The organism is Spirosoma flavus (assembly GCF_054778555.1).
This window is the reverse complement of record NZ_BAAGZL010000004.1, coordinates 125,432-149,958: the sequence shown is the minus strand read 5'-3', so window position 1 is coordinate 149,958 and position 24,527 is coordinate 125,432. Positions and strand designations below refer to the sequence as shown.

At 49.8% G+C, this 24,527-nt stretch carries 15 protein-coding genes and 1 tRNA gene; 4 read left to right on the top strand and 12 right to left on the bottom strand.

The window, feature by feature from the left end:
* Positions 1 to 52: 52 nt before the first annotated feature.
* The 7 genes from ACYVF1_RS21160 to fabD all read right to left on the bottom strand — a co-directional run bounded on the left by ACYVF1_RS21160 (position 53) and on the right by fabD (position 11,022).
* Positions 53 to 6,739: a putative Ig domain-containing protein gene (locus ACYVF1_RS21160; protein WP_461082570.1), complete on the bottom strand. Its 6,687-nt coding sequence runs from the start codon at positions 6,737 to 6,739 to the stop codon at positions 53 to 55.
* A 280-nt stretch (positions 6,740 to 7,019) separates the two neighbouring features.
* Entirely contained in the window at positions 7,020 to 7,559 is a 540-nt protein-coding gene (locus ACYVF1_RS21155; RefSeq protein WP_461082568.1) for a phage tail protein, read from the bottom strand.
* A 48-nt stretch (positions 7,560 to 7,607) separates the two neighbouring features.
* Positions 7,608 to 8,240: a leucine-rich repeat domain-containing protein gene (locus tag ACYVF1_RS21150; protein WP_461082566.1), complete on the bottom strand. Its 633-nt coding sequence runs from the start codon at positions 8,238 to 8,240 to the stop codon at positions 7,608 to 7,610.
* A 76-nt stretch (positions 8,241 to 8,316) separates the two neighbouring features.
* The gene (locus ACYVF1_RS21145) at positions 8,317 to 8,862 is read right to left on the bottom strand and encodes a hypothetical protein (protein WP_461082564.1); all 546 of its coding nucleotides are present in this window, start codon (positions 8,860 to 8,862) and stop codon (positions 8,317 to 8,319) included.
* Between the two features lie 624 nt (positions 8,863 to 9,486).
* Positions 9,487 to 9,732, bottom strand: a complete 246-nt coding sequence (locus tag ACYVF1_RS21140; RefSeq protein WP_461082562.1) for an adenylyl-sulfate kinase — start codon at positions 9,730 to 9,732, stop codon at positions 9,487 to 9,489.
* Between the two features lie 231 nt (positions 9,733 to 9,963).
* Positions 9,964 to 10,034 (bottom strand) — tRNA-Gln (locus tag ACYVF1_RS21135).
* Between the two features lie 115 nt (positions 10,035 to 10,149).
* Entirely contained in the window at positions 10,150 to 11,022 is an 873-nt protein-coding gene (fabD, locus tag ACYVF1_RS21130; protein WP_461082560.1) for an ACP S-malonyltransferase, read from the bottom strand.
* A gap of 391 nt (positions 11,023 to 11,413) precedes the next feature.
* Between fabD and ACYVF1_RS21125 the strand changes: the two genes are divergently transcribed.
* The 4 genes from ACYVF1_RS21125 (at position 11,414) to ACYVF1_RS21110 (ending at position 16,750) form a co-directional block, all read left to right on the top strand.
* Entirely contained in the window at positions 11,414 to 12,109 is a 696-nt protein-coding gene (locus ACYVF1_RS21125; RefSeq protein WP_461082558.1) for a succinate dehydrogenase cytochrome b subunit, read from the top strand.
* 128 nt (positions 12,110 to 12,237) lie between these two features.
* On the top strand, positions 12,238 to 14,175 hold the full coding sequence (locus ACYVF1_RS21120) for a fumarate reductase/succinate dehydrogenase flavoprotein subunit (RefSeq protein ID WP_461082556.1): 1,938 nt from the start codon (positions 12,238 to 12,240) through the stop codon (positions 14,173 to 14,175).
* A gap of 76 nt (positions 14,176 to 14,251) precedes the next feature.
* Positions 14,252 to 15,010, top strand: a complete 759-nt coding sequence (locus ACYVF1_RS21115; RefSeq protein WP_461082554.1) for a succinate dehydrogenase/fumarate reductase iron-sulfur subunit — start codon at positions 14,252 to 14,254, stop codon at positions 15,008 to 15,010.
* A 147-nt stretch (positions 15,011 to 15,157) separates the two neighbouring features.
* Complete coding sequence (locus ACYVF1_RS21110; protein WP_461082552.1) at positions 15,158 to 16,750, top strand: leucine-rich repeat domain-containing protein; 1,593 nt, start codon at positions 15,158 to 15,160, stop codon at positions 16,748 to 16,750.
* A gap of 53 nt (positions 16,751 to 16,803) precedes the next feature.
* Here ACYVF1_RS21110 and nagB read toward each other — a convergent pair whose 3' ends face one another.
* The 5 genes from nagB to ACYVF1_RS21085 all read right to left on the bottom strand — a co-directional run bounded on the left by nagB (position 16,804) and on the right by ACYVF1_RS21085 (position 24,483).
* Positions 16,804 to 18,780 (bottom strand): glucosamine-6-phosphate deaminase, encoded by a 1,977-nt coding sequence (gene nagB / locus ACYVF1_RS21105; RefSeq protein ID WP_461082550.1) that lies wholly within the window; start codon positions 18,778 to 18,780, stop codon positions 16,804 to 16,806.
* A 124-nt stretch (positions 18,781 to 18,904) separates the two neighbouring features.
* Entirely contained in the window at positions 18,905 to 20,047 is a 1,143-nt protein-coding gene (locus ACYVF1_RS21100) for a Gfo/Idh/MocA family protein (protein ID WP_461082547.1), read from the bottom strand.
* Between the two features lie 106 nt (positions 20,048 to 20,153).
* Entirely contained in the window at positions 20,154 to 21,818 is a 1,665-nt protein-coding gene (locus tag ACYVF1_RS21095) for a complex I subunit 4 family protein (protein WP_461082545.1), read from the bottom strand.
* Between the two features lie 52 nt (positions 21,819 to 21,870).
* Positions 21,871 to 23,766, bottom strand: coding sequence for an NADH-quinone oxidoreductase subunit 5 family protein (locus ACYVF1_RS21090; RefSeq protein WP_461082543.1), 1,896 nt, complete (start codon positions 23,764 to 23,766; stop codon positions 21,871 to 21,873).
* Between the two features lie 72 nt (positions 23,767 to 23,838).
* Positions 23,839 to 24,483, bottom strand: a complete 645-nt coding sequence (locus tag ACYVF1_RS21085) for a 2OG-Fe(II) oxygenase (protein ID WP_461082541.1) — start codon at positions 24,481 to 24,483, stop codon at positions 23,839 to 23,841.
* Between the last annotated feature and the right edge of the window lie 44 nt (positions 24,484 to 24,527).

The window sequence follows — 24,527 nt, the reverse complement described above, 5'->3', positions numbered from 1 at the left end:
ACCCCACCGAAGTAAAGTCTGCCACTTTATTAAACTAAAACAACATGTACAACTAGGGCTTCACCAGTTTGATTGTTTGCCGCTGGCCTGGAATACTGACATCCAACAGATAGATACCGCTGGTCTGACCCACATGCACCCGAATGCGTTCGTCAGTGCCCGCTTGCTCAATCGTCTGCTCGTGAACCGGGTGGCCCTGTGCATTCACCACCCGTAGACGCAGCGCACTGCCGGCGGCGCCTTTCACACCCACTTCCACGCTTTCACCAACCACCGGGTTGCCCAGCACCACCACTTCAAGCGAGGTTTCGGGCGCACCCACCCGCGCCATGGCGTTGCAGGCCGCCAGCCAGTTGTAGCTGTACGTCGCTTCCCCAGGCGTACCCGCCTGAACCGCCTTCAGAACAATCACTGGATTGTCCGTGTACAGACTCAGTTGGTAAGGACCAGGATTCGTCGTGGGCGTCAATTCGTTGACCACCGAGAAGCTGATGGCCTGACCCGTGGCGCCCTGATAGACGGGGTTGAAGCTGATCGACTTGCGGTTCGAGCTCAGGCTGGTGCAGTTCAGCAGCGTGGCCCCCGTGATGGCAAAAGTCGTCGTGCTCGTGTTCGGATTGACCGTCAGGTTGAAGACCGTGAAGGTCGATAAGCCACCGGGATCCGTTGCCGTCACTGTCACCGAGTAAGGGGCAGCCATCGACACCGAAGGCGTACCCGAGATGTTGGCCGGCGGATTGAAGCTCAGACCAGCTGGTAGTCCACTCACCGACAGAGCCAGACTGCCCGGCGTCTCGGCGTCAGTGAACGTGTTAGCCGGAATGTTGAAGTTGTAACTCACGTTGATCGTCGCCGACTGTGGCCCAATCGGGTTAGCCACGGTTGGGGGCGTGTTGGTCGAGGGTACGTTGTTACAAGCGTCTAACCAGTTGTAGCTGTAGGTGGCTTCGCCCGGCGTACCCTGCTGGGTGGCCTTGAGCACAATCACCGGATTATCCGTGTACAGGTTCAACTGATAGGGTCCAGCTGCCGTCGTTGGCGCCAGTTCGTTGACCACCGAGAAGGTAATCTGTTGCCCATTCAACCCGCTATAGACTGGGCTGAAGCTGATGGCCCGACGGTTCGGCGTTAGCGAACTACAGTTGACCAGCGTAGCGCCCGTGATGGCGAAGGTGCTTGGCGGGGTCGAGGTTTGCGGATTGACCGTCAGGTTGAAGACCGTGAAGGTCGACAAGCCACCGGGATCCGTCGCGGTCACCGTCACCGAGAAGGGCGAGCCGGCCGAGGTGGACGGTGTACCCGAGATGGTGGCTGGTGGGGTGAAGCCCAGACCGGCTGGCAGACCGCTCACCGACAGGGCCAGGTTGCCCGGCGTCTGGGCATCGGTGAAGGTGTTGCTCGGAATCACGAAGCTGTAGCCCTGATTGACCGTCGCTGATTGTGGACCAATCGGATTGGCCACCGTGGGCGGGGTGTTGGTCGATGGCGTACCGTTGCAGGCGTCTAACCAGTTATAGCTAAAAGAGGCTTCACCTGGCGTATTCTGCTGAGTAGCTTTGAGCACAATCACCGGATTGTCCGTGTATAGACTCAAGCTATAGGGACCCGAGGCAGTGGTGGCAGGCAACTCATTAACGACCGAGAAACTAATCGGTTGACCGGTCAGACCGCTGTAAACCGGAGTAAAGCTGATGGCTCTGCGATTGGGACTGAGCGTAACGCAGTTTACCAGATTCACACCCGTGATGCCAAACGTAGCTGTCGTAGCGGCCGGATTAACCGTCAGCGCGAACGTTGTAAAGGTCGATAAACCGCCTGGATCGGTAGCTGTCACCGTTACCGAGAAGGGTGTTCCTACGGTAGTCGATGGCGTACCCGAGATAAAGTTAGGCGCGTAGAAACCAATACCCGGTGGTAGACCCGTCACCGCATACGTCAGGCTGCTGGGTGTTTCGGCATCGGTGAACGTACCTGGATTGATCACATAGCTGAACGTCTGATTGACCGTGGCCACCTGTGGATCGATAGGTGATACAACTGAGGGTGGCGTGTTGGGAGCAGGCATGCTCATGCAGGCGTTGAGCCAGTTATAGCTAAACGTTGCTTCACCGGGTGTTCCCTGCTGGGTGGCTTTCAAGACAATCACCGGATTATCCGTGTACAGATCTAACGAATACGGCCCTGTCTGGGTGGTCGGTGGCAGTTGATTGACTACCGAGAAGCTGATCGGCTGACCGGTCAGCCCAGCGTACACCGGCGTGAAGCTGAAGTAGCGACGGTTGGGTCCCGATGGGCTACAGCTCAGTATGTTCACACTGACAATAGTGAAGCTATTGGCGGGTGGGCAATCCTGATAGGTTACGGCCGCACTGGCGATGGATGCACAGCCGTCGGCATTAGTAGCGGTGACGGAGTAGACTCCCGTGGTGCTGACCGTAGCTGTGTTACCACCCGAACCACCTTGCTGAGCGGCCCCTGGGCTGAAGACGTAGCTGGTGAAGCCTGGCGTGGCCGTCAGCGTCACCGTTGTGGTAGAGCAGCTCAAAGGTCCATCTGAAGTTAAGCTCACTGGCGTAGCGGTCGTACTGCCTACCACTGTTACGTTGCTAGTAGAAGCACAACCCGATGCGTTCACAGCGGTCACCGAATAGGTGCCTGCTACGTTCACCGTCGCCGTGTTACCCGCTGAACCGCCCTGTTGGGCTGCGCCAGCGCTGAAGACGTAGCTGGTGAAGCCTGGCGTAGCGGTCAACGTCACCGTCGTATTAGAACAGCTCAACGTACCACTGGCCGTCAGGTTAACTGGCGATGCAGTCGTGCTACCGGTCACCGTTACGTTGCTAGTCGAAACACAACCCGATGCGTTCACAGCGGTTACTGAGTAGGTACCGGCTGCGTTCACCGTGGCCGTATTGCCGGTCGAGCCACCCTGTTGGGCTGCGCCTGCACTGAAGATGTAGCTAGTAAAACCTGGCGTGGCCGTCAACGTAACACTCGGTGCCGAGCAGCTTAATGGACCACTGGCCGTCAGGCTTACGGGCGATGCAGTCGTGCTACCGGTCACCGTTACGTTGCTAGTCGAAACACAACCCGATGCGTTCACAGCGGTCACCGAATACGTACCCGCTACGTTCACCGTAGCGGTGTTACCCGCCGAACCACCTTGCTGAGCAGCGCCAGCACTAAAGATGTAACTGGTAAAGCCCGGCGTGGCCGTCAGCGTTACGCTGGTTGACGTACAGCTGATTACCCCGCTTGCCGCCAGGTTAACGGGGGTAGCCGTAGTGCTACCGGTTACTGTTACATTGCTGGTCGATGCACAACCCGATGCGTTCACAGCGGTTACTGAATAGGTGCCTGCTACGTTCACCGTGGCCGTGTTACCCGCCGAACCGCCGACTTGACTAGCGCCAGCGCTGAAGACGTAGCTGGTGAAGCCCGGCGTGGCCGTCAGCGTCACCGTCGTATTAGAGCAGCTCAACGTACCACTGGCCGTCAGGTTAACTGGTGTAGCGGTCGTGCTGCCCACCACTGTTACGTTGGTGGTTGAGATACAACTTGATGCGTTTACAGCGGTCACCGAATACGTACCGGCTATGTTCACCGTGGCCGTATTGCCCGCCGAACCGCCCTGTTGGGCTGCGCCTGCACTGAAGATGTAGCTAGTAAAACCTGGCGTGGCCGTCAACGTAACACTCGGTGCCGAGCAGCTTAATGGACCGCTCGCCGTCAAGTCAACGGGGGTGGCCGTAGTGCTACCGGTCACCGTTACGTTGCTAGTCGAAACACAACCTGATGCGTTCACAGCGGTCACCGAATACGTACCGGCTACGTTCACCGTAGCGGTGTTGCCTGCCGAACCACCTTGCTGAGCAGCGCCAGCACTAAAGATGTAACTGGTAAAGCCCGGCGTGGCCGTCAGCGTTACGCTGGTTGACGTACAGCTGATCACCCCGCTCGCCGTCAAGTCAACCGGTGTAGCCGTAGTGCTACCGGTTACTGTTACGTTGCTGGTCGAAGCACAACCCGATGCGTTCACAGCGGTCACCGAATAGGTGCCTGCTACGTTCACCGTCGCCGTGTTACCCGCTGAACCGCCGACTTGACTAGCGCCAGCGCTGAAGACGTAGCTGGTAAAACCTGCCGTCGCTGTCAACGTCACCGTCGTATTAGAGCAGCTCAACGTACCACTGGCCGTCAGGTTAACTGGCGTAGCGGTCGTGCTGCCCACCACTGTTACGTTGGTGGTCGAGATACAACTTGACGCGTTCACAGCGGTTACTGAGTAGGTACCGGCTGCGTTCACCGTGGCCGTATTGCCCGCCGAACCGCCTTGCTGAGCAGCGCCCGAGCTGAAGACGTAGCTGGTAAAGCCCGGCGTGGCCGTCAGCGTTACGCTGGTTGACGTACAGCTGATCACCCCGCTTGCCGTCAAGTTAACGGGGGTAGCCGTGGTGCTGCCCGTTACCGTTACGTTGCTGGTCGATTGGCAACCACTTGCATTGGTAGCCGTTACCGAATACGTACCGGCTACGTTCACCGTAGCGGTGTTGCCCGCCGAACCGCCCTGTTGGGCTGCTCCTGCACTGAAGATGTAGCTGGTGAAACCTGGCGTGGCTGTTAACGTAACGCTGGTTGACGTACAACTGATCACCCCGCTCGCCGTCAGGTCAACGGGGGTAGCCGTGGTGCTGCCCGTTACTGTTACGTTGCTGGTCGAAACGCAACCCGATGCGTTGACAGCAGTCACCGAATAGGTACCCGCTACGTTCACTGTGGCCGTGTTTCCTGCCGAACCACCCTGTTGAGCTGCGCCTGCGCTAAAGCTATAGCTGGTAAAACCTGCCGTTGCTGTCAACGTCACCGTCGTATTAGAGCAGCTCAACGTACCACTAACGGTCAGGTCAACTGGGGTAGCGGTCGTGCTGCCGGTTACCGTTACGTTGGTGGTTGAGATGCAGCCTGATGCGTTTACAGCAGTGACCGAGTAAGTGCCCGCTACGTTCACCGTGGCCGTATTGCCGGTCGAGCCACCCTGTTGGGCTGCTCCTGCGCTGAAAGTATAGCTGGTGAAACCGGTCGTCGCCGTCAATGTAACATTAGGAGTCAAACAACTCAATGGGCCGTCATTGCTCAATGAGATAGGAGACGTAGCTGGATCGGTTAGATTGACAGTAACACTAGCTGTGCCAGTACAACCGTTGTTGGTGATGGAGAAATTCGAGTATGTACCTGATGCCAGACCCGTCAGACCAAAAATACCACTCGTAACGGTGATGAGCTTGGGACTACCAACTCCAGTATAATTGAGCGAGTATGTTCCGTCAGTCAGGTTGGTCGTGAAGCCGACGCTACCGTTAGTGCCCCCGCAAGTGGTTGGATTAGCCGTTGTACTAATGGCCAGCGTTGGTGTTGGTGGATTGGTCAGCGTGACGGCTGTAGGAACCGTTGCGGTACAACCGGCGCGAGTCAGCGAAAAATTGGAATAAACACCAGCACCGAGTCCTGCCAGCGAGAAGCTACCACTGGTTACTGAAACTGTCTTAGGACTACCCGTACCTGAATAAGTCAATTGATACGAACCATTGGCAACATTAGTGGTAAAACCAATGCTCCCGTTGGTGCCGCTACAGGAGCTGGGGTTAACCGGCGTACCCAGAACCAGCGTAGGAGGAGTAGGATCCGTTAAAGGCACAGAAGAAGTGTTGGAGGCTGTACAGCCACCACCGCTTAAAGAAAAGTTCGAATACGTCCCTTGCCCCAAGCCCGTCAGACTGAATGCGTTGCTGGTAACAGTAACTGTTTTGGGGCTACCTGTCCCCGTATACGTAAGCGTATACGTGCCGTTGTTAAGATTCGTAGTCGTAAAGTTGATAGAACCATCCGTTCCACTACAAGTCGTTGGATTATTAATACCCCCAGTTGTTAACGTTGGCGTAGGATTGGCTAAACTAATGAGTGTAGCTACAGAGCCTGTACAGCCATTATTAGTGATCGAGAAGTTCGAGTAATTGCCCGCACTCAAGCCTGTCAAGCTAAAGGCACCCCCGGTAACTACCACCGCCCGTGGACTTCCCGTGCCCGTGTAGGTAAGTGTATACGTACCATTTGGCAGATTGCTCGTAGTAAAGGCAATGCTGCCATTGGTTCCCCCGCATGTAGTTGGGTTCGATGGGCTTCCCAACGTGAGCGTAGGCGTGGGTTTTACACTGAGCGTAACACTTGATGTAGCACTTGCGCTGCCGTTACTGGCTGTTACTGAGATAGTATACGTAGTGGGCGTGCTTACGCTGGGCGCATTTTGAGAAAGCGGGTTGCTTGAACTTGAAAAACCGGCCGGATTACTGCTCCAGGCATAGGTAATAGGTGTAGTAATTCCAGCGGCCGTTGCTGTCAGGTTTACAGAAGATCCTGCGCAGACAGCCACAGGATTGGCCGGTGAAATACTTACAGAAGGCGGAATCGTTATTACACCTAATGGAGCAGAACCTGTACAGCTATTACCATTAGTGCCATCTGTCACAGCTGTCCAACCCGTAGTAGGGGGAATTGTCGCTGTTGATGGATTAGACAAATAGGGTTGCCCGTCGAAGGTAAGCACCCAGGCCGGCCCGGCCGGCTCATAATACACGGCGAATGAGACATCTGGGTATGATGTTGTATTAATGGTTACAGTACCCGAACCTTGATAGAGAGGTCTTCCTGTGCCATCATAGTTATCTGTAGTTTTGGTTAACACATAACTACTATTCAAGCATGCGCCAGTGACCGTAATAGAGGCTGGATTCGTTTGAGCTTTTGTCTGCCAACTAATAAGTGTAAGCAGTAAAATCAGGCCGCTGGCTAAGCATAACCGCCAGTTATGCAGAAGCGTAGGCGATGTACATTGTCTATAGAAAAGATAATTCATGTAAGGAGGAGATTGAGTCTGAGGTGGTTCTGAAAACAGGGTTAGTATCAAAAGCCAGTTTGCTGGCTTTTGATCGGAAAAGGATAAAGTCTATAAGAGTAGCTATTGGCTAGTTGCGTGAAGGATAGATTCCTTCCATGCAGATAATGTAATTTACTCCTAAGTAAGGCTGCATGTTATTGTGCGGCTGGCTTCCACCGGCAATACCAACTGTGGTTGCTACTGCTTCAGCATTCATGGTGGTATTGGTCGTAGCGCTATATTCTGGGTCTAACGAACCCGTGCCTGCCCAATAATTGTTTGTAGGATTGCCAGATGTACCAGAGGTGTTGTTTGCTCGTATACTGTTTTGCGCTGTATGATTATGACCAGGCATTTCGGTGATGATAAGCGTATGGGTAGGCGCACCGCCTACTTGCCCTAAATTAACAGCGGGAAGGCCAGGACCTTGACCAGGGCTAATAGCTACACGCCCCCGTAGATCAGGAAGGGCAAAAGTTGTTTGTCCGTTTCCGCCAAACGTAGTACCTAACAGCGAAAACAAGGCAGTGTTTTGAGCGATTGACAATATCTGCCCATTACAGAAAGCCCAGCCACGTGGAGCAAAGTTGCCCGCAAATAATCTCATTTCAGCAATATAACCTTCCATAAAATAGTGTTTTTGGTAAGTGAGAAATTAGTTAATAAGGTGATTTAGTTATAGGTATCGGCATCGAATACCCAGATTTCGTTCAACTCGAATCACCTCCTTATCAGGAAGTTGATCATTAGGTAGGCAGAAAAAGGATTTGAGAGTTTTACTATGTTTTCGGGTAATACCATTCAAGGTTTTCAGCGCATTTAGGCTTACATACAAGTCGCGCAGGTTGGTTAGCTCACTAACTGGCTCAATTGACTCAATTGCGTTAACCTGTGCGTACAACTGCTCTAATTTTTTGAATTTTTTGACAACAGCTATGTCCTGAATGGCATTGTTGTTAACGAAAAGGCTTTTAAGGTGAGTCAAATCGGCTAGCTCGTCAATTGTAGTGAGCTGATGGTGATTTACAATCAGGATTTCCAGATTGATCATGCCTTTGATCCCAGAGCAGTTGGTGAGTTCAAACGTCATGTTTGGATTCGGAGCTTTGGGGCCCACAAGACGTAGAATGTTTGTTTGCCAGAGATTTTCTAATTCTTCTGCCGAGGGGTGGTCGGAATGTCTGAAAAAAGAATATTGAAAAGCAGCCCGCCATTGTGGTTCCAGATCTAACCACCAGCGGATTCGTTTCGAATGCGTATCCGCCATTGCAGGCAAAGGCTTATTGGAAAGCGTAACGTTTGGATTCATAATCAGTCCTTAGAAAAATAAAGAGGTCCCTGATAAGCCACTAAACGTAGTACAGCCAGCGAACGACCATAAGCGGCTAGATAGCCAGTCGGAAAGCGGTTTTGCTGCTGGTTTTAGCTACGGTCTTTCCACGAAAGTCAACAATTTTGTAGCCTGGATCAGCCAGGCTTAAGTGTACAACACCTTTATTGCCAGCCAGCACGAGCGAACGTAGCGGAGTACTTGTCAGGGCATTTGTGCGGGCAAGCGCCTGCCAGCCCAACGTCATTTCCCGATGAGCAATACGTGTAGAAAAAGAGCCGAAAGCATCGGGCTTTGCCTCAATGAGAAGCGCTGGAAGATCAGCCGTTAGTTTATTACCTGACATTTTGGCAATAAGACTAAAATCCTGTTGGGCTGTAGCGATAAGACTGGACCAGGATGTTTGCTTGGGGCAATATACGTGCGAATAAAACAATCGCTCAATAGTGCCAACTGTATTATTCTGAATCAAATCAGCTAACTCAGTAGCTACTTGGTTTAATTGGCGATTCTCAGAGTAAGATTCAGAAAGAATAGACGAAGGCAAAAAAGGAAACGTGCATCCGATAGCGGATTGTCTGATAAATAGACGGCGGTCCATAAGGTAAAGGTTTGTTACATAATGTGTGTAATGATCTGGAAACCTGATTCAAACAATGGAGTGGCAGTTTGGCAATACGAAAAATAAAGCTTGGGCAGCTGTTTTGCCGACCGTAAACTTACGAATAATCCACTAATTGTAAATAGCTAGTACTTAATATATTAAAAAAAGCAATTAATTAATATAGATGTACATCACAAGGCATTTATGACGTACAAATACTCAATTATTACCTCTTGGGGGCTAATATAGGTTATTATTAATAAATATTTGGTAACATAACATTATTATTATATTTCTATTGTTTATATAATTTTTCCGGTGTAGTAATTAATTTAATAGTTTAGACATATTTATACAGACGTATAGCGCAATACTTATTTTATGGGCTCCGGTAATACTTGAGAAATAGATGTATCAGGTTTACTTAACGTAGTGATATGATAATGAATTACAGAAGGTGCTCTTTACAACTATCTTCCGATTGCTGATCCGTATATGAAGTGAAACCTGGATGTATGGGAATTTCGTAGAGAGCATTTATTCCCGTAAGCTTTATTAATTTGTTGGGATGATCGGATGGGAATAAAGCCCTTGCATACAAGCCTTTAGCGTTTCGGTCAATTAGTGTCGAAAGGCCGCAGGAGACAAAAATCGTTTTGGCGGGCCGTTATACTTAGCAAGTTCGGCCCGAATGTGCTGGTATAGATTAATGGATGCTATTAGAACAAGTACACATTGCCGAGTAAACATTTTGGCCAGGTATCCCATGCGCCGGAGGTTTTCCTGTCGATCGGCTTCCAAATACGTTAGTTCCGTAATCGTCGGTTTACTGAGCCTTTCTTCGACGAAACAATAGGACGTTGCCAAAATAATCTTATAATTCAAGCCGATGGCAACCTGCCAGCCAATTGTCGGGTCTATTGATTGCCGAAACTGGACAGGCCAGATGCGTTTATTCTACAATTAAAGGGATACAGGTGACGAAAAACCTTTTCAAAGCTTTATCAAGAGTAGTAAAGCTTTGAAAAGAAAAAGGGGTTAATTGTTTTTAGAGCAAAATTTTGCTTTGAAAACAATTAACCCCTGTAAACCTTCTAGTAGCCCGACCAGGATTCGAACCTAGACAAACAGAACCAAAATCTGTCGTACTACCCTTATACTATCGGGCTATCCGCGTTTGCGAGTGCAAAGATAACAGGTAATGGGCGTCAAAAGCAAATAGAGTTTCGAAAAAAATAGCGATTTCGTTTCCAGTCGCTTTTAGACCCCTCGCTACATACTAAACTAAATACTCCCAACCGAAACGGACGGGTTTATCTTTTTAATGAGCCCCTGCAATACTTTACCCGGCCCGCATTCCAGAAATTCAGTTGCGCCGTCGGCAATCATACGCTCAACCGACTGCGTCCAGCGAACGGGCGAAGTCAGCTGAGCAATCAGATTAGCTTTTAGTTGCGCCGGATCGGTTACAGGCTGAGCATTCACATTTTGATAGATCGGACAGCGGGGAGCGCTAAATGGCATATTCTGCACGGCCTCTGCAAACTCGGTGCGAGCGGGCTCCATAAAAGGTGAATGGAACGCCCCTCCCACTGCCAATTGAAGCACCCGTTTAGCGCCAGCTGCTTTCAGCTTTTCCTCCGCTTGCTGAATACCCGGTACGCTACCCGAGATCACAACCTGACCGGGGCAGTTGTAGTTAGCCGGTACGACTACTTCGGTAATTTCAGCACAGATTTTTTCGATTACGTCATCCGGCAAATTCAATACGGCAGCCATAGTCGAAGGTATTAACTCGCAGGCGCGTTGCATGGCGGTGGCACGTACCGACGCCAGGCTTAATCCGTCTTCAAAAGAAAGTACGCCCGCGGCTGTCAGGGCAGATAGTTCGCCCAATGAGTGGCCAGCTACCATGTCGGGAGCAAATGACGCATTCGACAAAGCCATGGCAACACCATGCAGAAAAACAGCTGGCTGGGTATAAATGGTCTGTTTGAGGTCTTCGTCGGAACCTTCAAACATAATGGCCGTCAAGTTATAACCCAATACTTCGTTGGCCTGGTCAAACAATCGGCGGGCGGTTTCTGAATTTTGATAGAGGTCCAGACCCATTCCGCGAAATTGTGAACCCTGCCCAGGAAATACGTATGCTTTCATGTTAAAAGTAGATTAGTCAATGAAATAGCGAATGGCCGCAAATTAGCTGGATAATATGCGTTGTTCAAAAATGAATTCTCCACAAAAGCATCTATTGCCTCATTTTCAACCAGTTAATACGTTGCTTATTGCTACGTTAACGATGAGTTCACGAATTATCTTTGCTACGTTGTTAGGGATAGGTCCATCAACGTAACTATATACTACAACATTCCGTTACGTCATCAGTCATTCTATTTAGTCTAATTTATACCGACTGTAAATAAGGCGTAAACCAACGGATAAAGTGGCTTAATCTTGTTTCCATCGGGTTTGTGATTTAGTTTTGATGCGCCGTTTAAACCGGCTTTTTTTCAACAGTTTACCACTAAAATTACGTGTCGTTCATCCTATGGCTTGGGTAACACAAACGCTATCCAGCTCCCTCGGCAGAAAGGTTATTATGTCGCTGACGGGACTGTTTCTCTGTTCATTTCTGATTGTTCATATGGCCGGTAATCTCCAGTTATTTAAGGGCGATGGCGGTCGGGCTTTCAATGAGTATACGTACTTCATGACGCATAATCCGCTGATCATGACGATTTCGTACGTACTCTACACTTCAATTCTGGTTCACGCGCTGATGGCATTTGTTCTGACGCGCCACAACCAGGCATCGCGCCCCGTAAAGTATGCCTACAACAAACCCGAAGCGAATAGCGCGTGGGCATCGCGGAACATGGGGATTCTGGGCACTATACTGCTGCTGTTTATCATTATTCACATGCGGACTTTCTGGTACGAAATGCACTTTGGCTCAGTACCGATGGCGGAGTATGACGGCAAACAGTACAAAGATTTGTATGCCGTTGTGCAGGTGGCATTCGGTGAATTGTGGTACGTAACGCTCTATGTTATCTGCATGGTAGCTATTGGTTATCACCTGTGGCATGGCTTCCAAAGTGGCTTTCAAACATTAGGAATACGGCACAAAAAGTACACGCCGATTGTTGAGTTTATAGGCAAATACTTCTTTGCTATCATTGTTCCGGCAGCCTTCGCGGCCATGCCTATTTATGTGTATTTACAGGTTCACCATATAATTTAAAGAGTGAAAGAGCGAAAGAGTGAATGGCGAATAGTTTACGTCAAAATTCACTTCTTTGATAGTGAGTTATTCCGCCTGGGCGGTCCGATTTCGCTCTTTCGCTCTTTCAGTCTTTCGCTCTTTAAAGCATGAAACTGGAATCTAAAATCCCCGAAGGCCCTCTTGCCGAAAAATGGGCACGGCATAAGTTCTCGCTGAAACTCGTTAACCCGGCCAATAAACGTAAGTACGATATTATTGTGGTGGGTACGGGGCTGGCGGGTGCATCGGCAGCAGCATCGCTGGCCGAACTTGGTTATAATGTAAAAGCATTCTGCTATCAGGATAGTCCCCGCCGGGCGCACTCCATTGCGGCTCAGGGGGGTATTAATGCAGCCAAAAATTATCAGAATGACGGTGACAGCGTGTTTCGTCTGTTCTATGATACCATCAAAGGGGGCGATTACCGCGCTCGCGAAGGCAACGTACACCGTTTGGCCGAAGTGAGTGTCAATATTATTGACCAGTGCGTAGCGCAGGGCGTTCCGTTTGCCCGCGAGTACGGCGGCTTGCTGGCGAACCGCTCATTTGGTGGATCGCAGGTATCGCGTACGTTCTACGCTCGTGGTCAAACCGGGCAGCAACTACTGCTAGGTGCTTATTCAGCCTTGAGCCGGCAGGTAGCAAACGGTAAGGTAAAGCTGTTTACACGTACCGAAATGCTCGACCTCGTTGTAGAGGGTGGTAAGGCCCGCGGTATTGTTACCCGCAACCTGATCACCGGAAAAATCGAATCGCATTCGGCCCACGCGGTCTTGCTCTGTACGGGTGGCTACGGCAACGTATTTTACCTGTCGACCAACGCTATGGGATGTAACGTAACGGCTGCCTGGCGGGCGCACAAAAAAGGTGCTTTGTTCGGCAATCCCTGCTTTACGCAAATTCACCCCACCTGCATTCCGGTATCGGGGCACTACCAGTCGAAACTGACGTTGATGTCAGAATCACTACGTAACGATGGCCGGGTATGGGCTCCCAAAACCAAAGAGGATGCCGAAAAGATTCAGAAAGGGCAGATGAGCCCGAATGATCTTTCTGAGGATCAACGCGATTACTTCCTTGAACGGCGGTATCCATCGTTCGGAAACCTGGTTCCGCGCGACGTAGCGTCACGTAACGCTAAATACGTTTGCGATGAAGGACGTGGCGTTAGTAAGACAGGTCTGGCTGTTTATCTCGACTTTGCCGATGCGATCAAACGCGACGGTCAGAAAACCATCGAAGCCAAATATGGTAACCTGTTCGAGATGTACGAAAAAATCACCGGCGAAAACCCGTATGAGGTGCCCATGATGATTTACCCGGCTGTTCACTACACGATGGGTGGACTTTGGGTCGATTACAATCTCATGACGACCATTCCTGGTTTGTACGCCCTTGGCGAAGCAAACTTCTCTGACCACGGCGCCAACCGGCTTGGTGCTTCGGCGCTGATGCAGGGGCTGGCTGATGGCTACTTCGTGATTCCATACACCGTTGGCGATTACCTCGCTACCATCGGTCCGGCCGATAAAATTCCCGTAGAATCGCCTGCCTTTAAGGAAACGGAGCAGAAAGTTCAAGAGCAAATCAAAAAGTTGATGTCTATTAATGGGCAGCGACCAGTTGATGATTTGCATAAAGAACTGGGCCATATCATGTGGGAATACTGTGGTATGTCACGGACGGCAGAAGGTTTAAAAATTGCTAAGGAAAAGATCCAGGCGCTACGTAAGGAGTTCTGGACCAATGCCAAAATTTTGGGCGGTGCCGATGAAATGAATCAGGCCCTTGAACAGGCTTCGCGCATTTCAGATTTCATTGAATTGGGTGAACTGATGGTTGACGACGCGCTGAACCGGAACGAATCGTGTGGAGGTCACTTCCGCGAAGAATACCAGACGCCCGACGGCGAAGCCCTGCGCGATGACGCTAACTACGCCTACGTAGCAGCTTGGGAGTATCAGGGAGAAGGAAAACCCGAAATACTCAATCAAGAACCATTAGTTTTCGAAAACGTAAAACTGACACAGCGGAGTTATAAATAACAGTAGTCAAGTCGTCAGTCGATAGCTGTCTTCAGATGAACTATTGACTGACGATGATCGACTAACGACTACAATTATGAAAATTACACTGAAAGTCTGGAGACAGAAAAATAGTAATACTGAAGGGAAGCTGGTTGAATATCAACTGGATAACATATCAGAAGATATGTCGTTTCTGGAAATGTTCGACGTATTAAACGATTCGCTGACCCGCAAAGGCGAAGAGCCGATTGCGTTCGACCACGATTGTCGGGAAGGTATTTGCGGTACTTGTTCGATGTACATTAATGGTCGGCCGCACGGCCCGCAAACGGGTGCTACTACGTGCCAGTTGCACATGCGGTCGTTCAACGATGGCGATACCATTGTGGTAGAGCCTTGGCGGGCGCGGGCTTTCCCTGTCATTAAAGACCTAATGGTTGACCGACTGGCTTTTGACCGGATTATCCAATCGGGTGGCTACGTATCGGTGAATACAGGTTCGGCGCGCGATGCTAACGAAATTCTGATTCCACGTACCATTGCCGACGAAGCGATGGATGCAGCGGCTTGTATTGGATGCGGTGCCTGTGTAGCGGCCTGTAAAAATGCGTCGGCTATGCTGTTTGTGGCGGCTAAAGTATCGCAACTGGCGATTCTGCCACAAGGAAAGGCGGAACACAAAGAGCGCGCCGAACGAATGGTTGCCCAAATGGACGCTGAAGGTTTCGGAGCCTGCTCATTTACCGGCGCGTGCTCTGTCGAATGTCCAAAGTCGATTTCACTCGATCACATTGCCCGGTTAAACCGTGAGTATCTAGGGGCGAAACTGACCTCCGATAACGTTAACGGATAATACGTTCAGCATAATCAAAATCCGGCGTTTTCTAATTCTAGAGAACGCCGGATTTTGTTTTATTATCATATTAAAACTTATCTTATCTAAAGATTAGATAGTATTATTGTAGACTACTCCTTAATGATTCACTTCTAAGAACACCAAATGAAACACATTTATTTAATTACTAACAAACTGCGTATCGTTTCCCTCCAATTTGCCATCCTTTGCGCTATTCTAATTACGTCTTTACCGAGTCGGGCGCAGGTAGCTTCAGTAACCCTGACTTCCAGTAACGACTTATCCTGCCAGAACTTAAGTTCTATGTTGCATGCGATGTCTACTTGTAATGAATCACTTACGTACTTATTTGTAGGCCCCAACGATTTTAATGAAGTCAATTTATCAGGTTTCGTAACTGTAACGGTAAGTGGCGTTTACAGCGTAACAGCGACTAATGATGCCGGAACGTGCGTAGCTAGCAATACTGTTTTAGTCGGTAGTAGCATACATCCGGATTACCAACCTTTAGTTGATTTTTATTACTCGACGGGCGGGCCAAACTGGTATACCAAAACTGGCTGGCTCACTAATTGTGATCCTTGCAGCGGGTGGTTTGGCGTAACTTGCACAAATAGCAGAGTAACAAGCATTTCATTGACACACAATGTAAATTATGCGTGGGGCAATAATCTGCAGGGTACGCTTCCATCAAGTATTGGAAACCTAAATGAATTAAAGGAATTAAATATATCCTATAACACTGGTTTTGATACCGGCACAATTCCCAGCAGCTTCACGGCACTCAGTAAATTGCAGAAATTAGACTTAACCTTTTGCCGATTTACAGGTACTGTTTTGGATAAGGTGACTAAGCTTAATGATTTAGAAAATCTAAATTTATCCTATAATCAATTCAGTGAAAATATACCTGCCAGCATCAGTGTGCTGACTAAATTAAAGTTTTTATATCTGAGTGGAGGTCGGCTTTTTAATTCTGATGCAGGTGGATTTACGGGAACAATTCCCGTTAGTTTAGGCCAACTAACTGATCTGCAACACCTTGATCTCTCAAGTAATCAGTTAACAGGCCAGGTTCCGTCTGAGTTAGGAAATTTAACTAATTTAACTTGGTTCTCTTTGAGAATTAACCGACTTACGGGTAATATTCCGGCCAGTCTCGGCAACTTAACTAATGTAGCAAATTTCGATTTAAGCAGTAACCAATTTACAGGTGATATTCCGGCTAGCCTTGGTAGTTTAATTAACGCTGAATATGTTGATCTTAGTAGCAATCAATTAACGGGAGCAATTCCGGGCACATTGGCAAGCTTAAATAAGATAAATACGTTACATCTGGGAAGTAATCAACTCTCTGGTTCGATTCCTGCATTTCTTGGTACCTTACCTAATTTATATCAATTGATATTGGATTATAATCAGCTCTCTGGTTGTATTCCTTCATCACTTACTGCGCTATGTGGTAAAACCGTCCTTATTGACAACAACTACAATTTGCCTTCCTGGAGTGAATTCTGTTCTACTGGTGCCAACAGTTTAGAGACCACTAAAGATGGTAATTGGTTTGATTCAACAGTTTGGTCGTGCGGAAAGGTCCCTACCCTAAAAGACTACGTAACGATTCGGAATACTGTAACACTTCCAGGATCATTGTCGGGACAGAGTCGGAAAATTATATACACAAACAGCGGGCGGCTAAGGTATGGCGGAACTGGTAAATTAAGAATTGGTCAATGACTCAAAACGAAATAGCCCGCTACGTAGCGGGCTATTTCGTTTTGAATTTAAAATTAAAACCGCCAACGGACAAAAGCTTCCATGGCTTCGTATTCGGCAAGGCCAAGACGATTATACAAGCCGGCCGTGGCTCTGTTACGTTCTTCGGCGCGCTGCCAGAACTCCCGCGAGTCGGTGCCCTGATACACTACGCCATCCTTCTGCGACTGATGTTTGAAAATACCTAACCGTTTTTTCATCACCTGATCAGGCGACATTGGTACAGCCATTTCAATTTCGTGAATATCCCACTCGGCCCAGGCACCACGATAAAGCCATACCCAGCAGTCTTTCATGAAATTCTTATGTTTTAACCGGCGAACGGCTTCCAGCACAGCGTCCAGACAAACCTTGTGCGTACCGTGGGGATCGGCGAGGTCACCAGCTGCGTAAATCTGGTGCGGCTTAACTTCCTCAATCAGCGCCATCGTAATCTTGATGTCGTCTTCACCGAGGGGCTTTTTCGCTACGGTGCCGGTTTCGTAGAAAGGCATATTCAGAAAATGCGCGTTCTCGACCGGAATACCTACGAAACGGCAAGTCGCTTTGGCTTCGCCCATCCGGATGAGGCCCTTGACGTAACGCACTTCCGCCGAATCGACTTCACTGTCTTTCTTCTCGCTCAGGAACACCGCTGCATCTTTAAAAATACGGGTCGCTTCGGGGCTTTTGATGCCAAATTTCGTATTGAAATCCACTACGTAGTCGGCGAAACGTAGTGCTTCGTCATCAGCAACGGCAATGTTTCCGGAAGTCTGATAACCAATATGTACCTCGTGTCCCTGATCGCGCAGACGCTGGAACGTACCGCCCATCGAAATAATATCGTCGTCGGGGTGGGGACTGAAAATGAGGCATCGTTTGTGAGCCGGAAGCGCCCGTTCCGGTCGATTGGTATCATCGGCGTTGGGTTTTCCGCCTGGCCAACCCGTAATAGTGTGCTGAAGCTGGTTGAAAATATCGATGTTGATGTCGTAGGCCTGCCCGTATTGCGCCAGCAGGTCGCTCATACCGTTGTCGTTGTAATCGCGGTCGGTCAGCTTCAGAATGGGTTTGCTAAGGGCGAGAGAAAGATACGTAACGGCCTTTTTCTTCATCTTGTTATCCCAAACCACCGAGTCGACCAGCCACGGCGCTTTCATGCGGGTGAGTTCCGAAGCGGCCGCTTCATCAATCACAAACAACGCATTCGGATGCGTTTGCAGGTACGATGCCGGATTGGCTTCCGTTACGTTGCCTTCTACTGCACCACGAATGACCGGCGCTTTACGTTCCCCCCAAGCCAGCAACACAACGCGACGAGCCCCCAAAATACTCGCTACACCCATCGTAATCGCCTTGCGAGGTGTTTTAGGCAGTCCACCAAAATCGCCCGAAGCCGCAGCACGGGTCGAATTATCGAGCATCATCAGGCGGGTATGCGAGTTGATGAGCGAACCCGGCTCATTAAAACCAATATGGCCGTTTCCACCGATACCCAGCAGTTGAAAATCCAGTCCGCCTGCTGCTTCTATCTCGCCTTCATACTGTTTAGCGAAATCGGCCACTTTATCGGTACGTAACGTACCGTCGGGAACGTGGTAATTGCCCTGCGGAATATCAACATGGTCGAATAATTGTTCCCGCATGAACCGCCAATAGCTCTGAATGGAGTCGGGTTCCATGGGGTAGTATTCGTCCAGATTGAACGTAACAACGTTTTGAAAACTCAGCCCTTCTTCACGGTGCATCCGAATCAGTTCGGCATAAACCGTTTTAGGCGAAGAGCCCGTTGCCAAACCCAATACGCAGGGTTTTCCTTCGCTCTGCTTTTGCCGAATCAGATCAGCAATTTCCTGCGCCACAGCTCTGGAAGCGTCTTTCGCGTCGGCGTAAATGTGGGTAGGAATTTTTTCGTACGTGATGGCTGATTGAATGGGGCCACCAGATGTTGTTGTCAAACTCAACGATTGTCCGTCTGGAGCATCGAGTGCAGGAGATTCCGATATCATGCGCTACGTGAGGAAAAGGTAGAGCCGCAAAGGTCGGAAAAAAATAAGCGCGCTGTCAGATAATTTACCAAACGTTGGTAAGATTTTTAAATTTTTTTATAAAGTTATTGGCGTGCTACGTCATTCAGGACCGGGCCATCGAATCAGCCGTCGTAGCCGTTTCTAGCGAGGATAATCCGTTTTGCTCGTTGATAATCCGATGCGTGCCCGGAAAGTGAATAGCCTGCACCTGATCGCGGAACATGAGACGTAGTATCTCGCTGTAGATGTGCTGTTTCTCTTCGCCAAATCCAAACTTAAGCTCAATCTGTTGGTAGGCGTCAAACTCCTTGTGCCGACCACGTAACGGGCGATCTTTGCCGCCAATATTGGCCGTTACGTTCAATTGTGCACCCGGAAACAGATCCATCAATGCGCGCGTCGTTTCTTCATTAACAGCACAACGTAGCACCATGCGGGTCGGCACCCATTCAAAAAGTGTTACGTCACCCCGCTCGAACAGAAGCCGCATTTCCTGACGGTCCATCCGCCCGGTTTGCGTGAATCCGTGATAAAAATTGACGAGTTTTCGGCCCGTAGTGTCATCGCCGTATTCAACCGTCGCCTGAACCTGATCTTCGATATCATTACTTTCCGGACGTTTTACGACCTGAGCTGCTTTTACCGTTCCATCGCCCAGCCAACCCGCAAACATGTCGAAAAAGTGAACGCCGTGTTCAATGAAAATACCACCGCTTTTGCTGCGATCCCAGAACCAATGCTGCGGCCCGAGACCTTCATCGCCAGCGTAATTCTCAAAGTAACCGTGCAGAAAATCGCCCAACAATTTTTTGTCGATCAGGTGCTTGATTCGGGCAAACATTGGATTGTAGCGTTGCATCAGGTTGGTCACCATCAGCAACCCCTTTTGCCGCGCCGTCTCGATCATTTCACGCCCATGCTCAGGATTTGTCGCCAGCGGCTTTTCACAGATGACGTGTTTTCCGGCGTTGAGCGCCAGCATGGCCTGTTCATAATGCAAAAACGGGGGCGTTGCGATATAAATCAGGTCAACGTCGGGGTGATTGACCAACTCTTCGAGGCTTTCCAGCTGTTCGGCACCAAAGCGTTTGGCGGCAGTAATAGCTTCTTCCCGTTTTGAGCCGGCAATGGCTACTAATTTTGTGTGCGGAACCTGTAAAAATTGTTGGGCAGCAAATAAGCCAAAACCACCCATGCCAATGATACCAATACCAATCGTTTGCTCTTTCGACGCGCCTGTTTCCATACGTTGTTGGGTTGTACTCACCAAAACAACTGTACTAAACGCGTTTATGTTGGCAGAATAGAGCAAGTTTTGAGGTTATTACCCCATGCATTTTGCGACTTATAAACTATTCCACCGAAAATTTTACCAGCCATTGGGCCACCGTAGCACTCGTTACGTTAAACACCAGGTTTGGGAAAATGCCAAGTACCAGAGCCATAATACCCAAAGGGATAAGTAGCAGTTTCTCGCGGTATGTTAGGTCAGTAAGTACCGTTTTACCATCATGGCGCGACCAGTAAGGCCCGAAAAACATGCGCTGGAGTGTCCAGAGGAAATAGGCGGCCGCCAGCAAAATACCCGTTGTGGAAACGACCGTAAACCAGCCCGGCAACCAGACCGACTGGAAGCTACCCATGAGCGTAAATAATTCGCCCACAAAACCCGAGAAACCCGGCAAACCAAGCGAACCAAAAAAGGCGACCGTTGTCAATGTAGTATACTGCGGCATGGGTTTCATCAGGCCACGATACGAATCGATACGTCGGTCGTGGGTGCGGTCGTATACAACGCCGGCAATCAGGAAAAGCATGGACGACAAAATACCGTGGCTAACCATCTGATAAATAGCCCCGTTGATACCCTCCGCCGTCAATGACGCAACACCCAGCAGCACGAAACCCATGTGCGAAACGGACGAATAAGCGATCATTTTTTTAAGATCGGCCTGCGCCAATGCATTGAGACCGCCATACACAATTGACAACGTACCAAGTCCAGCCAGGACAGGTGCGTAGTGGGTCGCTCCATCCGGAAAAAATTGCCAAACGATACGCAAAAAGCCGTACCCTCCGATTTTAAGCAATACGCCCGCCAGCACGACCGAAACGGGCGTAGGAGCCTCTACGTGGGCGTCGGGCAGCCAGGTATGCACGGGTACCATCGGCAGTTTTATGGCAAACCCAATGAACACCGCCCAGAACGCCAGCCATCGGACGGGTAAACCCATCAGAATGGGCTGCGACGCCGGATTTAGAAACGTATTGGGCAGGTAGTTTCCGCCATCGCTTAGATAGCGCATATCGAACGTGTGAACAATCTGTGCGGGGTCAATACGTCCATTCTGAAGATACGTCTGAATCGTACGGATGATATCGTCGGTTACAGCGCTCGCATCAGGAGCCAATCCTGCCGCAACGGCTGTACTCACCGGGTCCATAACGGATAAATACAAACCAATCATCACCAGCAAAATCAGCAGTGACCCCAGCAACGTATAAAGGAAAAACTTAATGGATGCGTATTCCCGCCGTGGCCCACCCCATAGTCCGATGAGAAAATACATCGGCAGCAGCATAAATTCGAAAAACAGAAAGAACAGAAAGAAATCGAGGGCGGCAAAACAGCCCATAATCGTACCGGTCAGCAACAAATACAGCGCGTAGTAAGCTTTTTGCCGATACGCGATATTCCAGGAAGAAATCACGCCGATAAACATCACCACTGCCGAAAGGACGATCAGCGGCAGGCTGATTCCATCCACCGCGACCAGATAATCAATAGACGCCACACCCAGTCGGCCTAAAGACAACGTAATCCAGTTGGCTTGTTCCAGCAATTGATTTCCGGCCAGGCTAGTATCGAAATAGGCATAGGCGGCACCCGCCAGCAATACTTCGGCAAACGTAACAGCCAGCGCAAGCCACCGGAACCAGCCTGCCCGATGTTCGGGTAGCAGGGCAATCAGCAGTGAGCCAGTTATAGGCAGAAAAATAAGTAACGAAAGCAGCATACGTAACGTGGATAGTCCACACTATATCCGAAAAAATTGGCCGTCACTCGCGTTACAGCAGCCACCAGAGCATGAGCAACAGCCCAACTACAGCAGCCGTTATATACGATTGTACGCGTCCGTTCTGCACGTAACGCGTTACTCGGCCAAACCGGCCAACCAGCCAGGCCAATCCATTCACCAGACCATCAACACCCAGACGATCAACGCCATACGTAAGATGGGCCAATACTACTGTTGTCACCCCAGCGCCGTTCACAACCTTATCGACACCACGCTGATCGGCCCGATTCAGGAGGGTTGCTAGTTTTTGGGTAGGGATAATAACAAAGTACTGATACCACGTATCAAGAAAACCGTAGTAAACCGAAAGACGAACGTAGCGTTGGTTAGGCGATGGTTCCTGCAGCCGGAACCCCAGCCAGCCACCAACCAGAACAATCGCGATAGAAACCGGGGCCAGCCAGCCAGGATGACTTTCTGCTACCGGCTGAAAAAGAGTATATGCCCAACTGGAATCCGCCGAAAATGGATCGACGGAAAACCACAGCCAGATCGATAAGCCAGCTAAAAGCACAATGGGCCCTCGCATAAGCCAGTCCGGTTCATGCGTTTGTTTCAATCGCACTAATCTGTTTCGGTACGGCCCGAAAAAAACCAGTTTTATTTGTCTGACCATGTAGAAAGCGGTCAGTCCCGATGAAAACAGCAGCAATACGGGAACGATTGTTAGTAACTCGCTATGTTGTTCATGCGCCCAGTGGAAAGCTCCTCCCAAAATCGCTTCTTTCGACAAAAAACCAGCGAAAAATGGAAGTCCTGAGAGAGCTGCTGCACAAATAGAATAGGCAACAAACGTAACAGGCAACGTTTTCCGAAGACCTCCCATCTGGCGCATATCCTGCGTGTGAACCGCATGAATAACGGCTCCGGCACCCAGAAACAGCCCCGCTTTAAAAAAGGCGTGCGTCAGCAGATGAAATAAAGACCCTGCTACGTTACCCGTTCCCATTCCCGCCACCATCAAACCCAGTTGAGAAACTGTAGAGAAAGCAAGTACTTTTTTAATATCGGTCTGAAAAACAGCCGAATATCCGCCCCAAAGGGTTGTGATCGTTCCGACTAACGTAACAATCAGTAACGCATCAGGCGAAAGAAGCGGGTGGATACGTGCCAGTAGGAAAATACCAGCGGCCACCATCGTGGCGGCATGAAGCAGCGCCGATACAGGCGTGGGGCCTTCCATGGCGTCGGGCAGCCACGATAGCAGCGGAAATTGTGCTGATTTTCCGACGCATCCCATGAACAGACAAACGCCGAGTATGGTAAGCGGCATGACGCCGTTCTCGTTGGCGGCCAACGTAGCCAGTTCAAGCGTATCGAACTGGTAATACGTTAGAAAAATGCCAAGCAGAAACCCCGCATCGCCAATCCGATTCATAAGAAAGGCTTTTTTCGCAGCCCGGTTGGCGGATAATCGCTCGGCGTAGAAACCAATAAGCAGATACGACGCCAGACCAACTAATTCCCAGAAAATATAGAGTACCAGCAGATTACCCGCCAGTACGATACCAAGCATAGCTCCGATAAACAGTTGAAGCGAAGCGAAATAACGACTTAGTTTCGGCTCGTCGTGCAGATACGAGAGGGAATAAATCTGAACCAGCAGCGCAATGAAATGCACCAGCACCAGCATCATCGTCGTGAGCGTATCGACCTGAAAACTAAGCCCAAACGCTACGTTCGACAGCACAGCCCAGTTGAGCTGTACAATTTCGGTTTTGACCGGTTGATATAAAGCCAGATAAGTTGAGAGCAACAAGCCGACGCTGGTTAACCCAATGGCCAGTCCACCCGCCAGTCGTCGTCCGGCGATTGCCGATGTCAGAAAACCCGCAAAGGGCAGACTTAACAACGTAGCAATCAACGCAGGAAATGAAAACGACATGGTAGGCGGCATCCGATAAAACGTAATTCCGGCGCAAATATCCCGATTCTGAAATGGGGAACCAAACGACTTTTATGCAGTTTTTAACCAGCCCGTTATGCTGAGCCGTTCGCGGATGGCGGGTAGAACTTCGTGTTCGAGCCGGGCGCTTTCAAAACAAACCAGTCGGCCGCCTGTCGGATTTATGATTATCGGTTGTTCACTACGCTCTTCATTAGCTGGCAAATAGAGTACCAACTGCCCGCCGTCGGCCTCCTGCCAATCTGTGTTCAGGTAGCAGATAACCGATAGTTTTCGGCGGGAGTCGGTACGAAACTGATCCAAATGGCGCTTGTAGAACGTACCAGGCGGGTAAAGAGCGTAGTGGCACTCAAACTCGCGCAGGCCCAGGTAACAGGTCCGGTTTACATACTCTATAAACGTATCAATCCGGTTCAGGAAAGCCGCTTCGGCGGACGTAGCAGTGGCTTTATCGAGCCACATAATTTCGTCGCCACGTATCGCCGTCTCAACCGTTACGTTCTGATTACCAATTCCAGCTGCCTTAAACTGCCCCGCCGTTCTACGTTGGTGCAACTGACCAGCGAGGGCTGCTACGTTGGTATTGGTCAAAAAATCGTCGGCAACGCCATATCCACTGGCTAAAATGCCATCGATGATGGTTTCAAATTGCTGGATTGTCTGTTCGTCGAGTGTACTCATACGTAACGCGGACATTCTGTCCGCAAGTAGCTGTGCGGACAGAATGTCCGCGTTACTTC

Excerpts from the sequence above, each read along its gene's own strand:
- ACYVF1_RS21155 (WP_461082568.1), bottom strand. The coding sequence starts at position 7,559 with ATGGAAGGTTATATTGCTGAAATGAGATTATTTGCGGGCAACTTTGCT.
- ACYVF1_RS21150 (WP_461082566.1), bottom strand. The coding sequence starts at position 8,240 with ATGAATCCAAACGTTACGCTTTCCAATAAGCCTTTGCCTGCAATGGCG.
- ACYVF1_RS21145 (WP_461082564.1), bottom strand. The coding sequence starts at position 8,862 with ATGGACCGCCGTCTATTTATCAGACAATCCGCTATCGGATGCACGTTT.
- fabD (WP_461082560.1), bottom strand. The coding sequence starts at position 11,022 with ATGAAAGCATACGTATTTCCTGGGCAGGGTTCACAATTTCGCGGAATG.
- ACYVF1_RS21125 (WP_461082558.1), top strand. The coding sequence starts at position 11,414 with ATGGCTTGGGTAACACAAACGCTATCCAGCTCCCTCGGCAGAAAGGTT.
- ACYVF1_RS21120 (WP_461082556.1), top strand. The coding sequence starts at position 12,238 with ATGAAACTGGAATCTAAAATCCCCGAAGGCCCTCTTGCCGAAAAATGG.
- ACYVF1_RS21115 (WP_461082554.1), top strand. The coding sequence starts at position 14,252 with ATGAAAATTACACTGAAAGTCTGGAGACAGAAAAATAGTAATACTGAA.
- ACYVF1_RS21110 (WP_461082552.1), top strand. The coding sequence starts at position 15,158 with ATGAAACACATTTATTTAATTACTAACAAACTGCGTATCGTTTCCCTC.
- nagB (WP_461082550.1), bottom strand. The coding sequence starts at position 18,780 with ATGATATCGGAATCTCCTGCACTCGATGCTCCAGACGGACAATCGTTG.
- ACYVF1_RS21100 (WP_461082547.1), bottom strand. The coding sequence starts at position 20,047 with ATGGAAACAGGCGCGTCGAAAGAGCAAACGATTGGTATTGGTATCATT.
- ACYVF1_RS21095 (WP_461082545.1), bottom strand. The coding sequence starts at position 21,818 with ATGCTGCTTTCGTTACTTATTTTTCTGCCTATAACTGGCTCACTGCTG.
- ACYVF1_RS21090 (WP_461082543.1), bottom strand. The coding sequence starts at position 23,766 with ATGTCGTTTTCATTTCCTGCGTTGATTGCTACGTTGTTAAGTCTGCCC.
- ACYVF1_RS21085 (WP_461082541.1), bottom strand. The coding sequence starts at position 24,483 with ATGTCCGCGTTACGTATGAGTACACTCGACGAACAGACAATCCAGCAA.